This window comes from Aquimarina algiphila, from assembly GCF_007489275.1.
Lineage (GTDB): Bacteria > Bacteroidota > Bacteroidia > Flavobacteriales > Flavobacteriaceae > Aquimarina > Aquimarina algiphila.
The window spans coordinates 22,471-37,479 of record NZ_VLNR01000045.1; the positions used below are offsets into that span (position 1 = coordinate 22,471).

Sequence of the window (15,009 nt, forward strand, 5' to 3'; positions counted from 1 at the left end):
TTATTACACTGATTAATTACTACTAGTAATTTGAGCCTTACTATCTAAATAAATGTTAGCTCCTGTAAGCTTATCTATTTCAAAACTATAAGAAGTTGTAGGAGTGTCAAATTGCTGAGAATAGTTATTAGGAGTATTAAATCTAGAAATACCATAACTAAAACTTAACTCACACATTTCATACCCAGTACTTAGTTGATACTCTATTTTTAACTTAGTTTCACTGATAGAAGAAATATTGATATGTCCAACTTCTTCACTATTGGTAATATCACATCCCTCAGGACTTGTGATTAATTCTACATCAACACCAGCTTCACCTCTACGATCAAGGAAAGAATATGCAAAGAATGTATTAAGATTACCATTTTCACAGATTCCGCAATCTTCATGATATCCATAAACTTCTGTACAATCAGCTTTACATGTTTGCTTGCAATACTCAAATGATCTTATCCAATCACCATAGTAAACACAACCATAGTAATGATTATAATAAGTATATTCTTGATCTAAAGTTTGGTCATAAGCAAACGAAGTATAGAAACAATTACTTTTCTTACTGTATATTTTAGAATAGGCTACTATCTCGAAGCAATCTAATTCTATTGAAGATAATGGAATAACATAAGTAGCTTCTTTCATCCCCCCAAAATAGTATGGAAAAGCTTTGTAGTTAAATTTACGTAGGTTAGGAAAACCATTAGAATAAAAAGGAATATTTTGTTTTGCCCCAATATATAGATATACTTTTTTCATAAGGTAATTGCTATTAGCCTTAAAGGTTAAGTATAAATTTTCCTCATCATTAGATACGTTAACGTTACCAACTTCTATTTTTCTAGACCCTACCAATAATGGCATAGTTGTCGTTTGACCACATGCTTCTAAATCTGCAGGAGTTACATCTGACGGAGTAAGTAATTTATATCTACGGTGACCGTAAGTTTTTGAGTTATTTTCTGTTAAAGAAGGTGCTTCCTCTTCTTCTAATTGTACTTCATCTTCTATTCCTTCTGATCCATCATTTTCAATAAAATCAGGCTCTAATGTAACTTTTTCAGATTCCACAATTCCATTTTCAACGATTTCATTTTCATCTTTGCTACAAGAAGCAAAAATTAAAAATAAAGCAATAAAAGAATACCCCAATAAGTACTTTTGTTTCATAATAAGTGATTTTGATTAATTTATATTTTACTAATTTACTTTTGGGCAAAGTTAACAAGAATTTATTATTGAAGTCACCAAAAAGTTTAATAAAAATCAACGTATAAGCTTGGTTTTCAGTGTATAATGTTATTCTTACAGACAATGATCAGTTTTATGCTTAAAGGCAAATAAAGCTGTTAGGAGATCGGAAAACATTGCACAGGTATGGGGAAATTTCCCACATAAAAACATACTCGATTTTCAATTCTCAATGAAACACAAAAAAATAATTCGAAATAAGAATATTTTGGAAAAAATAATGATACAATTTTGTTTTAGAAATGAAAAAAACATCAACATCTAACTTTTACGTAAAATATACATATTCTCATTAAGAATATCAGTTTTACTCTTAATGATGTTATCAGGAGCATAAATTTTAGCTAGTTCGAATTCGTCTATATGCTCTTCCAAAAGGTAACCTTCTATATTTTTGTAAAATGAGTTTGTTATCGTCTGATGATTAAATGAATCATTGGTGTTGTTATTACTGTCAAAATAATGAAGTAAACGATTATATACCGAAGTTTCTTTAACTTCAGGAAGGTAACTTACACTACCTACTAAACCTCCTTGATTTTGTAGTCTATTGAAAACTCTAAAAAGTTTATCAGTGGTTTTTGAAGTTAAAAAAAATAAAACTCCTTCGACTAGAATAAAAACGGGCCTTTTTTTGATTAAAGGCTGAAGTGTATCAATAATTTCTTCTTCAGTACTTTGATTGAAGTCTATTGCGGTATAACGAATTTCTCTTCGAGGAAGTTTACCTTGATTAATCCAATCATCAATTCTTTCTTTTTTATATTCGATGATATCTTTTTGGTCTATTTCTATAGTGCTTACATTATCATTTATCAAAAATTGATACATACTGAATCCAGATCCAAAATTGATAAGAGTACCCCCATTATTTTCAGTAAAGAAAGATATCATTCGTTCATAGAAAAAACGATTTCTAAGACTATGTAAAATTGCTTCATCTTTAGAAATACTTTCCAAAATATTGGGTATCAAAGCATCAGTTGCTTCATTATTCCATAATTTGGCATAAATATCTTTGCTGATTTCTTCAAAATAAGATCGATAGGTGGATACTACAAAAGCGGTTTCATGGATTTGCATAGTGATATTCTGGCTTTTGCTGATTTAGGTTAAAAACCCGTATTTATTTAGTTAAAATTTATACATAATGTTAATATATTCATTATTTTTAAATGTAAAATTGAAATTTAAAAAGAGAAGCGCTGTTTCAAATCTTTTAAGCAGTTTATTTTTTTCTTCTTTTTAATTTGGGGAATTATGTTTCCTAAACTGCATGTTGATGTTTTTTTGATAGTCTCTTTAAAAAAAACGTGTCATAGTTACTTTGTGATAATGCTAAATTATAATATCTAATTGAAAATAAGGCATTTTGTCTAGTTTGAAACTTGTAACAGGTTTCTTCATTTCTAGATAAAACTATTCATATCATAATATTTATTAACCAGTAACAAAATTAAAACACAAAAACATGAAAACTCTAAACATTACCCTGTGGGTAATGGCAATCTTGTCATTACAGCACGTCGTTGCACAGACGAAAGTAGATGTTGATATATCTACAGAACGATATTTAGGAGAAATATCAGAACTTGATAGAACCAAATATTTCACCATTCATAGTAATTCAAATGATACTGATCACAAAAAACTTTATACAGATTTTAATGTAACACCCGGCAGAGGATTTTGGGGAGCATTCTCATATGCAAAAAGTAAAACCGGAGTTGTAGGGGAGTATCCTTCTTATAACAATTCTGATGATACTACAACACGTAATGTTACTCGTTTTATAGCTACCGAACACCCTAGAAATGTGGTGCGGTATAATTTAAGTAAGGAGGTTGGAGCAGCTTGGGCTGCAGAATATTATAAAAATCATGTAAATGATACCGGCCGACCAGAGTTTTTTGAACCTATGAACGAGCCTTTTGTGCATTCTGGAGATGCTGTATTTGCAGAACAACAACCAGATGGTCAAAAAATGAGAGTTCGAATGGCAGAATGGTTTGGTGCTATTGGTAAGAAGTTTGATGAAACACCAGAGCTGGCAAAAATGAAGGTAATTGGTTACTCTAGTGCCTGGCCATCAATGGAGCTTTGGGATTTTGGTCATTGGGATACACGTATGAAAATGTTTATGGATGTTGCAGGAGAACATATGGACGCCTTTGCTACTCATCTTTATGATGGGATTAATGTTACAGGACAAGATAATAAACGATCTGGAAGTAATTCAGAAGCGATTTTAGATCTTATTGAGACCTATAGTTATACCAAATGGGGTGTAGTAAAACCTCATGCCATTACTGAGTATGGTGGGATAGAAAGAGGATATCCTGCGGGATATAGCGATATTAAAAGTGCACTGACACTAAAATCGATTAACTCAATTTTGTTTAACCTATTAGATAGAGAAGATAGAATGGCAATTTCAATCCCTTTTATTACAGGTAAAGCGACGTGGTACATAAATGCTTCAAACAATTATCAAACTTACGTTCCGGCGCTATGGAGACCATTGACTATAATACCTACAGATAACCCTAATAGACCAATCTTAGCAGATTGGAGTTATACATCCAAAATAGATTTTTATAAATTATGGTCTGATGTAGAAGGAAAAAGAATCCACGTAAATAGTAGTAATCCCGATGTTCAAATTCATGGTTTTACTAAAAATAATAAGGTTTATGTAGCATTAAATAACCTGGATGATACGGCACAAAGCATTACATTAAATATGATTTCTGATTTACAAGGTGTAGAAAAGGTAAGAGTTAAAAGTTTAAAGATTTACGACAATGCCAATCCAGTATATACAGATATTGAAATTGAAAAAATACCTAATACTATAGTGTTAATTCCTAATGAAACCGTTGTTTTAGAATATACATTTGGTACTACATTAGTATTTTCAAATGCAATTAGAAGTACAAACTACTACTCAGACAAACACCTACAGAAAATTGAAGCAAATACAGAAATTTCTTTTGCTTACAATGGCGTGAATATTGGGAGCGGCTATGCTACGTTAAAAATGGCAATCGGAAGAAAACATAATAAGTCTAAATCTCCAATAGTAAAAATAAATGGTATAGAAGTACATGTGCCTTCGAATTGGAAGGGGTATGACCAAAAAAACAGAGATGATTTTTTTGGGACAATAGATGTCCCTTTTCCAATGGGATTATTAAAAGTTGATAATACAATTACAGTAAACTTTCCTGATAGTGGGGGAAGAGTAAGTTCTATGATTTTAGAAGTCGAAAAGTACGATAAAGATGTAGTGGGGGGTGAGGATTCTATTATTTTCCCTGAAATTATTAAAACACTTCCAATAGCCGATAGATACAGTATAAATGTTAAGTATGAAGCAACAGTAGATAGAGAGATTGTAGCAGAATTTTGGTCTCCAAAAGGTCAATTGGCGAGCAGTAAACGGTTAATTGTTCCCGCTGGTTTTGGATCAAAATCCATTATGTTAAGATTAAAATCTCCTACTGTCCCAGGGGATCAATATTCTTTAAAAGCATATATACGACCGATTGGGTCAAATGGGGAAAAAGTTTTAGATACGGCTCAAATAGATAACATAATAATTTCGGAGGTAATAGAGTATGATGACCTTGTATCGTTTAAGGATGCACCAACCGCAATTCCATCAACTACTTCTTATACTTTTAATTTGGATTATGAGGCATCAACAGATCGAGAAATAGTAGTAGAATTTTGGTCGTCTACTAATTGGATGGGACAGCAAAAAGGGATAGTTCCTATGGGAAGAGGGGTAAAATCAATCACAGTTAATTTAGCTTCACCACCAGTACCAGGATCTGGGTATATATTTAAAACGCATATACGACCTTTAGGTACAAATTGGCAAGAAGCGATAGATGCAGACCAGATTAATAATGTAACGGTAACAGAAAATAAAAAAGTAAACCGGTCCTTACATTTTAATAAACAAAATCTATTAATAGCGCCTAATCCAGTTGCTGATAAATTTACAATTTATAACTTAAGCGAGGATGCTCATGTGCGTATTTTAAACCTCAGTGGAAAAGAAATAATATCAAAAAAGATAAATTCGAATGCTATTGATAATATAATAGATGTCACAGGTTTAAGCAGAGGTATGTATTTTATTTCTGTAGATAATGCACCAATGATTAAGTTGATTAAAAAATAAGTAATTATCAGCCAATCAATAAGGCTACCTGTTAACTCAAGGTAGCTTTTTTGATGATAATATATAAACTGAGATATTAACCCCAGATAGTGCCTCTGAAACAAACCTATAAATTGGAAAATAAATTTAAGGGGGGAAGAAAAGGTAGCCAGAAGCACTTAATTTTTGGGGCGAAGATGTTTAATTCTAAAATTCCTAAATCGAGAATTCATCTTCTTGGGTAAAATTAAACTTAATGTCAATGTGAGAATGACTAAATTCTGCTAAAAATAGACACTCTAAGAACTAAAAATAGTTTCATGTTTTAACGAATTAAACATAAAAAAAAGCCTTACTTCTCTAGTAAGGCTTCACATTTTGACAATTTAATCTGTTCTATTTAATTGATAATGTAATCTTTTTTATTAATTCTAAATGGTGCCCCTGGATCCTGAACATAAGTAGGGATGCTGCTGATACAGAATGCCAAGAGGCACAGGTTTTAAGACAAAAAAAGATTTTTAGTGTTCTAAATACCTCAATTTTAGAGGTGATTTTTCGCCGTAAAAATAACTTTATCTTAGTTGTAAAAATGACTACATTCTGCTAAAAATTGACACTCTAACAAATAAAAGTAGATAATAACTATTATTGTTTTACTACTTTTCTTACGGTTTTATTTCTGTTTTGATCCTCAATGATAACAAAATAGTATCCAGATACAACATCATTAATATTTAGTTGCGCATCATTTGATATCTTTATTATTTCACCATTAGTATTAGTCAACGTCATTTTTTTGATAACAGAAGAACCATGGTTTAAAACATTTACAATATCTGTTGCAGGAATAGGGTATAAGCTCATTGTATTACCAGCAGGGCATTCTGGAAGTGTAGCTTCAATACTACCTAAAGCATTACTATTAGCATCTGGTAAAGCCTGTATTTTTGCAAGATAAGTTCTTCCATCCTGAATTGTAATGGACTCGTATGTACCAGAAAAATCAAAGCTTGTTGAACCAGCAGGAATATTCGCTACAAATATATCTTGGCTGCTAACACCGGGCTCGGTAATAAAAACATTAAATCCTTCGGTAGCGTTAGCATCTGCATCCCAATTAATGGTAAAACTTGTCGCTGTAATAGTAGAAACTTGTAATCCTGTTGGTGTTTCTGGGTCTGAAATATCACGAGCAGTAATTTCTATGTCGGCAAATGCACTGCTATTCGTGTCTGGCAAGGCTTGAATTTTAGCAAGGTAAGTTACTCCATTCTGAATGGTTATAGATCCATAAGTACCAGTATAATCAAAAGTGTTAATTCCGGCTGCTACAGTTGTGATAAATACATCTCCACTACCAGCTACTGGATCTGCAATAAAAATATTCGTACCATTTGTGGCTAAAGGGTCTGTATCCCAGGTAAGTGTAAAACCAGAAGAAGTGATATTAGAAATGGATAAACCTGTTGGTTTTCCTGGTTCAATAACAGGTGGTGGTGGAGTACTTGCAGTTACAGAAATATCTGCATAAGCATTAAAATCGGCATCTGGTAATGCTTGTATTTTGGCAAGATATGTCATTCCATCTTGTATTGTGACTGAGCCATAAGTACCAGAATAATCAAAAGTGTTAACTCCAGCTGCTACGGTTGTAATATAAATATCCCCACTACTAGCTGCTGGGTCTACAATAAATATATTAGTTCCATTGATGGCTAAAGGGTCTGCATCCCAGGTAAGTGTGAAACCAGTAGCTGTCACATTAGAAATGGTTAATCCAGTGGGAGTTCCTGGATCAACAGGAGGAGGAGTTCCGCCAGTAGTTACAGATACATCTGCATAAGCATTAAAATCAGCATCGGGTAATGCTTGTATTTTTGCAATATAAGTCACCCCATCCTGAATGTTAACAGAGCCATAAGTACCTGAATAATCAAAAGTATTAACTCCAGCTGCTACTGTGGTGACATAAACATCTCCACTACTAGCTGCAGGGTCAACAATAAAAATATTAGTTCCTCCAGTTGCATTAGGATCTGCATCCCAGGTAAGTGTGAAACCAGTAGAAGTGATATTGGAAGTTGCCAATCCCGTTGGAGCTCCCGGGTCTGCTGTAGGAGCAGCAGTAGTTACACTAGTATCAGCATAATTATTAAAATCAGGATCTAATAAAGGTTGAATTTTAGCAAGGTAAGTTACACCATCCTGAATGGTTATAGAACCATAAGTGCCTGAATAATCAAAAGTATTGACTCCAGCAGCTACTGTTGTAATATATACATCCCCACTACTGGCAGCAGGATCTACAATGAAAATATTAGTTCCTGTGGCCGTAGGTTGCGCATCCCAAGTAAGAGTAAACCCTGTAGAGGTTACATTAGAAATAGATAATCCAGTAGGTGCTCCCGGATCTTGAGCCTGAATAATAAAACTTGTAAAGGACAAAAAAAAGAGTATTAGCATCCTTAAATGGATGCTTTTCAAAGTAAAAAATAGATTTTTAGTAATGTTATAATTCATAATTTAGGGTTTAAATTCTTTGTATAAAACTAATTGTTATTTATAGGTAAAAGTGATTGTATTATGCTTATAGGTAGTACTATCATGAATTTTTTATTAAAATGATAGCATTTTTACTGATACATAAACAATACTGTAAAACAGAAGACGATTAAAACTATTGACCAAAATCTAAAATTTTTATAAAAAGGTGTTCCTTTTAATTCTTCAGTCTCTTCCTGATATATTTTTCGTGTCCAGATAAAATCTTTAATCTTTTCTGAATCATCAGGCGTACTCAATAAACTCACTATAATAATAATCAAGCTGCTACCTATAAAATAAAAAGGAACTTTTAAAAGAAAATGAAAATCTCCAAGTAGTTCATAATTAAAAACTATTTTAAGAAATACAGTTGTTATAGCCATTAATGCTCCTCCCATAAGTCCCCAAAAGGCTCCATGTCTATTTATTCTTTTCCAAAAGATTCCCAAAAAGAATACAGCTACCACTGGCGGTGCTATATACGTAAGCATCTCTTGATAGTATTTCAATAGAGAATCAAATTTTGCAAGAAAAGGTATCCATACCAAAGCTAGAATTAGGACTATTATGGAAACAATTTTACCTACAATGACTTGCTCTTTTTGAGAAGTCTTCTTTTTTGCTTTAACATAAAAATCCATTGTAAATAAAGTAGCTACAGAATTCAATAATGCGCTTAACGAAGAGGTAAGTGCAGCGACCATAGCTGCCAACATAAGCCCTAAGATTCCAACGGGCATTATTTCTATCACTAATTTTGGATATATCATATCATTCTTCTCTAAGCCAGGAAATAAATGTTTACCAATGACAGCAGGAAAAATGATGACGAATAAGATTAGAACTGTTAAAAAACCTACCATAAGAATACCTTTTCGACCATGATCTACTGATTTTGCTGTAAGTACTCTTTGTACTAATACTTGATTGTTTCCCCAGAAATAAAATCCTAGAATAGGAATTCCTACTATCATTCCTAACCATGGTACAGAACTATCGTTCATTGGTCTAATGAGTTTCATCATTAAGTCTTCTTTCAATAAAAGTTCTTTTAGATAATCAATACCTCCATTTTGCATCACTAAAAATGTCAAAATAAATGTACCCACTAGTAATATAATACCTTGTATTAAGTCGACTCTTATTGCTGCAGATAATCCTCCAGGAATAGTATATGCAGCTACAATAATGGCAAATATTACAGATAACTCTATAATACTTAGAGCAGGAAAAACCAATTTCATTAACAATGCGGCAGCATACAAAGCTCCAGCAGCATCAAGGAAAGTAGACCCAAGTAGCGTTATAAAAGAAAAATAATACCGAGACCGAACATCAAAACGTTTTTCTAAAAATTCTGGAATAGTAAAGATTCCTGATTTGATATAAAATGGTAAAAAGAACATGGCAAAAAAGACCATTACCAAAACAGAAATTAAATCATAATTAAAAACAGCAATTCCTGTTGAATAGGCATCTCCACTTTTACCAATTAATGTGGTACTGGAAATACTAGCAGCAAATAAAGAGAAACCAATAATGGGCCATGTCATATTTCGTCCAGCAAGAAAATAATTATCTGTAGAAGAGCTACCTTTTTTAGAATACCTTAAACCAAACCACACTACAAAAATGAAGTATATGACTAAAACTAAAATATCTATTAATTCTAAATTGTATCCCATAATTTACTTTAATATTGTAATTGAATTCTTAGAAGATTTTAAATTGGGTATAATATTCACTACTTTACAACTATAGTGCTTACAAATACGACACTATTAGGCTTTACTTCAATATAAACACCTTGGTCATCTATTTTATCTGTTAGTACCTTTGTCATAGTGGGAAATCCTGAAGCATTTACAGGCCTGTTATTTTCTGAATATTCATATAGAAATACTGTTTTTTCAGCAATAGAAATATCGGTTTTTAGATAATATTTTTTTTCTTCTTTGGATTGATTTACAACAATTGCTGTAAAATTATCCTCATGTTTTGCTGCGACACATCTTATTTTGTCATCTTCTGGTAAATCAGCGCCTTCTATAATACTTGATCCAGGAGGTAATAAATTACAAAGTAATGTCCAGGTATAGGACCAAGGCCTGGGAGTTAACTCTTTGATATCACCCGTTAGCTCTTTTCCTAAAATATTCCACATTCCCCATTTTTTTAATTGAGTTTTATCTCCTAAATCTCCAACGGTATGCATGGCATCATCGAGATCCCATGCAATTGCACTACCAAAACCGGCTAACATACTTTGTACAGTTGCATCAGCCATATCTACTCCATAAAAATAATCATAGACAAACATGCTAGAGTCATCTGCACCGGCGTATGGATCGGCTTGCCCTCTTTTTGTATTTTCTTCTTTTAGTTCACCTGTATACTTCATTCCTAATTCTCCAAGAATAAAAGGTTTCTTTTGATCTTGAGCTGCTTTTGCCATTGGGAGTAAAAATCGTTCTAAATTTCCTGTTCTTACCAGATGTTGATCAGCATAAATATGAATATCATAAGAAGCAGTTACGCTATCGAGTTCGCTAACAGTAGAATATACCCAATCTATAGCTTTTTTAGGATGAGTAGGATGATTCCATTGTACTACTGCATCCGGACCTGCAAGTTGTACGTATTTATCTAAGCCTGTTTCTTTAAATTTTGCCGCTAATTTGAGATATCCATTTTTCCATTGATCCCAGTCACCATCTGTGGAAGCCCAATAACCATTTGGCTCATTTACCAAATTATAGTAGGTAATACAAGTATATTTCTTATCTATAATTAAATGTTGTAAAAAACCTGATATCATCGAAATCCATCGATCATCATTTGCTAATTGAATATAAGGGATGTTTTTATCCTCTCTTCCAAAATCAGGAGCTCCCCATTCGCCAAATAATACAGTGATATTATTTTTCTGGCAATAATCCAATAGCTTATATAGTGTTGCTACTTCTTGTGAATTGTAGTCTATAATTGGATTTCCTTTTTTATCTAGACCTTTATAATAGCGCCAACCAGCAGAATCGATCACTCTAATAATATGTGGATTTACATAGTCTAGTCTTCGATATAACTCTTCCCATTTTTCATCAGTCATTAAAAACCCCCATTCTGCGTCCTCGGAGTCGGCATGTGGATACGCAGACCATTGTACACCATGTCCAATAAATGGAAAATCTATAGTGTTTTGTTCTAAAAATGAAATGGTGGCATCCACTGGTTTTGGTTCTTTTATTTCATTTTTACAGGAAAAATTCCCGAAAAAGAGACAAAATAGAATGATTTTGATTGCTGCTTTTTTCATTGAAAATTATTTTTTTAGTTGTTTTAGCAGTTCATTTACACTACAGGTTGCTAAACCAATGTATTTATCGGCTCCTCCATAATAGACATATAATGTATCATCAATAATGACATTCCCAGTAGGAAATACACAACCTTTATAATATCCTTCTAATTCATAATCATGCTCAGGTTCCATAATCCAATCTGATAACCTTCCTATTACTTTGGTTGGGTCATAAAGATCTAATAAAGCTGCTCCTGCTCTGTAATATCCCTGACCTCCATTTTCTACTCCGTGATATATGATTAACCAACCATCTTTGGTTTTAAGTGGGGGAGTGCTTCCTCCAATTTTTTCTTCCCAAGTCCCTGTTCTTCCTCCAAAAAGTAGAGTGCTTTCTTCCTCCCACACCATTAGATCGTCAGAGAATCGAATCCAGATGGCAGGTTGATCTACACCATATTTTTCACCAATCCATTCTTTCGGTCTATGTAACATTGCAAATCTACCGTTTATCTTTTCAGGAAAAAGAATCACATCACGATCGTCTAGATGAGAAGATGTAATTCTTCCCAAGCGTTTAAATTTTTTTAAATTTTTAGAAATAGCCAGACCAGAGTTTGCTATGTTTTTTTTGTATACCAAAGGAGTATCTTCTCCAGATTCTGGAAGAAGAATGACATCATGTTCAAATTTCCAATATTGTCCTGGAGGAAATGGTCTATAAGCATATGTAATATAGAAATCATCTCCAAATTTAGCAATACGAGGATCTTCTACTCCTCCCATATCAGGGCCATCAACGCTTGGTGAAAATACAGGTTGATCAGATACTCTTGTAAAATTAATTCCGTCGGTACTCTCTGCCAAGCCAAATCTTATATAGTGTTCTTCGTCATCTCCAGCAGCTCTATATAACATGGAGAATTTCCCGTTTTCGTACCATACTCCAGGATTGCAAACTACAAGGCTTTCCCAGTCATTTGTATAGTTTGGTTTTAAAATAGGATTGTTTATATATTTTTCTAAGCGAAATGTATCTATCTGTCGCTGGATAGTATTGTCATGAGACATTTTTTGATCTTTTTTTAGTGTAAATAACCATAGACAAGTTTAATATGTTTAAGAATATTGTTTATGATTAAAAGAATATGGGTTATTATTTTTTATCGTTTAATAGTCAAAGTTAGTAATGACTGTTAGTGTTTGTGCAGGAATAATAATATCTTCTCCAGCACCAAAATCTAGAGTTAATCCTTCTTCAGTAGGAACCGGAAAACCATTATCATCAACTTTTCTGTCATTTTCTCTGTATATAAATTTCTTGGCTTCAAAAAGCTGTAATTTGTTATCAAATTTTATGTTTAGAGAATGTTCTTCAGTATATATATTATTAATTGCAATCATATATTTCCCATCTTTTTCTACTGCGATTGCATCCAAGCCAATTCTGTTAGGAATGTCAACGGTAAAGACTTTGGATCCTGTTTGCATGTATCTAGCAAGTAAAGAATATGAGTAGAAATGAGGTCTTAATTCCTCTTTTTCGGGTTTACCCAAAAGCTCTTGCCCCAAAATATTCCAGAATCCCCAAATTTTTAGATCCTGCCCAGATGTTGAGCCACTATGCATTGCATCATCCAGATTCCATGTGGCAGCTCCAGAGTATCCTGCATTCACAATTTTCATAGTTGCCGCAGCAATATCAACTCCATGAAAAAACTCATCTATCAATGTATTAGAATCACGTGCAACATTTGGGTCTGAGTTAATTGCACTAAGGTTTTGCCTAAATAACTCTGTATCCATTGTAGAAGTACTTGTTTCATACTTAAACCCAAATTCTCCTATAACGATTTGGGAACCTGCAGGGGTAGCATCTTTGTAAATTTTTAAGAACTCGTCATAATCACCATTGAACATCCACTCTCTTGGAGGATATGTATGTATATCATATAGCGATATTTTATCCCCAAAATCATTTGTTGTATCGGTTATCCATGAGGTTATATCTCTAGTAAAAGGAGCAATGTCTGGACCAGCTATTCCTACTTTACCTGTAACTCCAAGGGCTTCTAATTCCTGATAAAAATATTGAGTAGCGTTTTTCCATAGTTCATAATTTCCATCAGTTGCAGAACCTCCAAGATTAGGTTCATTAATCGTACTATAATGTTTAATACATGTAAACCCTTTTTCTCTAACTAAAAAATCTATGTATCGTGCAGCATTCTTTAGCCTGTTTTCAAAAATCATTTCACTATTGATATCCACCTGGTTGTATCCCCAATCTCCTAACATTACAGTGATGTTATTATCCTGACAATATTGTAATATTTTATTTAGACCTTCAAACAGATCTTCAGGGTTGTATTCATCTGCACCAGCTAATGCATATTTGTCATAAGAACCTATTACGACACGCATAAAACTAGGTTTCATGTAATCTAATCTTGTATATAGTTTATTCCAATCAGCATCACTAATCGGTGTTCCCCAGTATCTATATGCTTGTGGATATGGATCCCATTGTGCTCCATTCCCGATATAAGACTCATTAATTACTTGAGAGGTTTTAACCACTAGATCACCTGATTCTATTGGATCAATCGTTGGTTCCCAATCATCATTACAACTCGTAAAACTTATTAATAGGACTAGACTAAAAAAATTAATCATTTTCCTTATAGTTATTTCTTTTTTCATTTCTTGTATTTTGCGTTTTTAAAGATCTTTCGAGTATTAAAATTGTCATGTAAGTACAAGACAAAAACTGAAAGATATGTAGGTTGCTATTATTTGATAAAATGATAATATAAAGTAATAGCAGTTTGGATATGAGCTTCGCCGTCATTTGGATCATCTGGGAAATCATCTTCCCAAGTATTATATGCGATTCTTATATTACCCAAATCATCTGTAGAGACTATACCTTCTGTTTTAGCTCCAGCTTTACTTCCTTTCCAAAGAGTTAAGGTTTTGGTTCCTTCATTAAATTCCCATACTCCATCTCCTTGGTGTATTTTTCTAAACCGAGCAGAATAATCTCTGGCAACACCAGTACGATCTGGATCAAGAATGAAGGATGAAAATTCATTATCTGCACCTGCTCCAAAAGAGAAAGTTCCTTCTGGGTTTCCATTTTCGTTAATTTGATTAGTTATAAATTCTATAGTATTATCTTCTTCAAAAGCTACATTAGGAAAGTCCTTAGAAAATACCTCTGGAACATATGCTTCAGGGTCATATCCCGTAATTTCGTCATATGTTCCAAATACACCATACCCCCATGTTTGATTAATGCCAACCTGCCAGTCATATAGTATTTTATCTACGTTCCATTTTCCTTCTATAGCAGATTCATAAGGTGTGATTTTAACAACCCAATTTCGAACTTTTCCAGATGCCGAAATCACTTGATATGTTATAGAAAGATCATCATTATTAAAATTTACGATATCTCCGTTACCTGGACTTACTTGTGCATATTCAGATATAGAAAGTACAGGGATAATATTTGATAAATCTACGTTAGATAATACAGCGAATATTTCGACAATACCTTCATTATCTCCTGTAGGTCTAATAACAGCAGGGCCAACTTGACCCGGTATAGTAAAACTCAAAAATTGTCTGTCGTTACTAACAGTATCTTCAAATGGATCTTCTTGACAAGAAATAGTGATTGTAATCACTATTATAGTTAGGAATATTTTTTTTAAAATGTTTGTTTCCATAATTC

9 protein-coding genes are annotated in these 15,009 nt (G+C 33.0%); 1 reads left to right on the forward strand and 8 read right to left on the reverse strand.

All coding sequences use genetic code 11. The features are described 5' to 3' along the window. Positions 1-12: 12 nt before the first annotated feature. Both FOF46_RS19270 and FOF46_RS19275 read right to left on the reverse strand, forming a co-directional pair. Positions 13-1,170 (reverse strand): hypothetical protein, encoded by a 1,158-nt coding sequence (locus tag FOF46_RS19270; protein WP_143917570.1) that lies wholly within the window; start codon positions 1,168-1,170, stop codon positions 13-15. Between the two features lie 342 nt (positions 1,171-1,512). Next, positions 1,513-2,334 carry a class I SAM-dependent methyltransferase gene (locus tag FOF46_RS19275; RefSeq protein ID WP_143917571.1) on the reverse strand — a complete coding sequence of 274 codons (822 nt, stop codon included), beginning with the start codon at positions 2,332-2,334 and terminating at the stop codon, positions 1,513-1,515. 388 nt (positions 2,335-2,722) lie between these two features. Here FOF46_RS19275 and FOF46_RS19280 point away from each other — a divergent pair, with 388 nt between their 5' ends. Continuing rightward, positions 2,723-5,443: a T9SS type A sorting domain-containing protein gene (locus FOF46_RS19280; RefSeq protein ID WP_109438964.1), complete on the forward strand. Its 2,721-nt coding sequence runs from the start codon at positions 2,723-2,725 to the stop codon at positions 5,441-5,443. A gap of 627 nt (positions 5,444-6,070) precedes the next feature. On the opposite strand, the gene FOF46_RS19285 is transcribed toward FOF46_RS19280, so the two are convergent. The 6 genes from FOF46_RS19285 to FOF46_RS19310 form a co-directional block, all read right to left on the reverse strand. Continuing rightward, the gene (locus tag FOF46_RS19285; protein WP_208746798.1) at positions 6,071-7,870 is read right to left on the reverse strand and encodes a T9SS type A sorting domain-containing protein; all 1,800 of its coding nucleotides are present in this window, start codon (positions 7,868-7,870) and stop codon (positions 6,071-6,073) included. 188 nt (positions 7,871-8,058) lie between these two features. Then, positions 8,059-9,654: a sodium:solute symporter gene (locus tag FOF46_RS19290; protein WP_143917573.1), complete on the reverse strand. Its 1,596-nt coding sequence runs from the start codon at positions 9,652-9,654 to the stop codon at positions 8,059-8,061. 59 nt (positions 9,655-9,713) lie between these two features. Further along, positions 9,714-11,285 carry a hypothetical protein gene (locus FOF46_RS19295; protein ID WP_143917574.1) on the reverse strand — a complete coding sequence of 524 codons (1,572 nt, stop codon included), beginning with the start codon at positions 11,283-11,285 and terminating at the stop codon, positions 9,714-9,716. Between the two features lie 6 nt (positions 11,286-11,291). Continuing rightward, positions 11,292-12,341 carry a glycoside hydrolase family 130 protein gene (locus tag FOF46_RS19300; protein WP_109438960.1) on the reverse strand — a complete coding sequence of 350 codons (1,050 nt, stop codon included), beginning with the start codon at positions 12,339-12,341 and terminating at the stop codon, positions 11,292-11,294. A gap of 99 nt (positions 12,342-12,440) precedes the next feature. Next, positions 12,441-13,973, reverse strand: coding sequence for a cellulase family glycosylhydrolase (locus FOF46_RS19305; RefSeq protein ID WP_143917575.1), 1,533 nt, complete (start codon positions 13,971-13,973; stop codon positions 12,441-12,443). Positions 13,974-14,062: 89 nt separating this feature from the next. Beyond that, entirely contained in the window at positions 14,063-15,004 is a 942-nt protein-coding gene (locus FOF46_RS19310) for a hypothetical protein (RefSeq protein ID WP_143917576.1), read from the reverse strand. Positions 15,005-15,009: the final 5 nt, after the last annotated feature.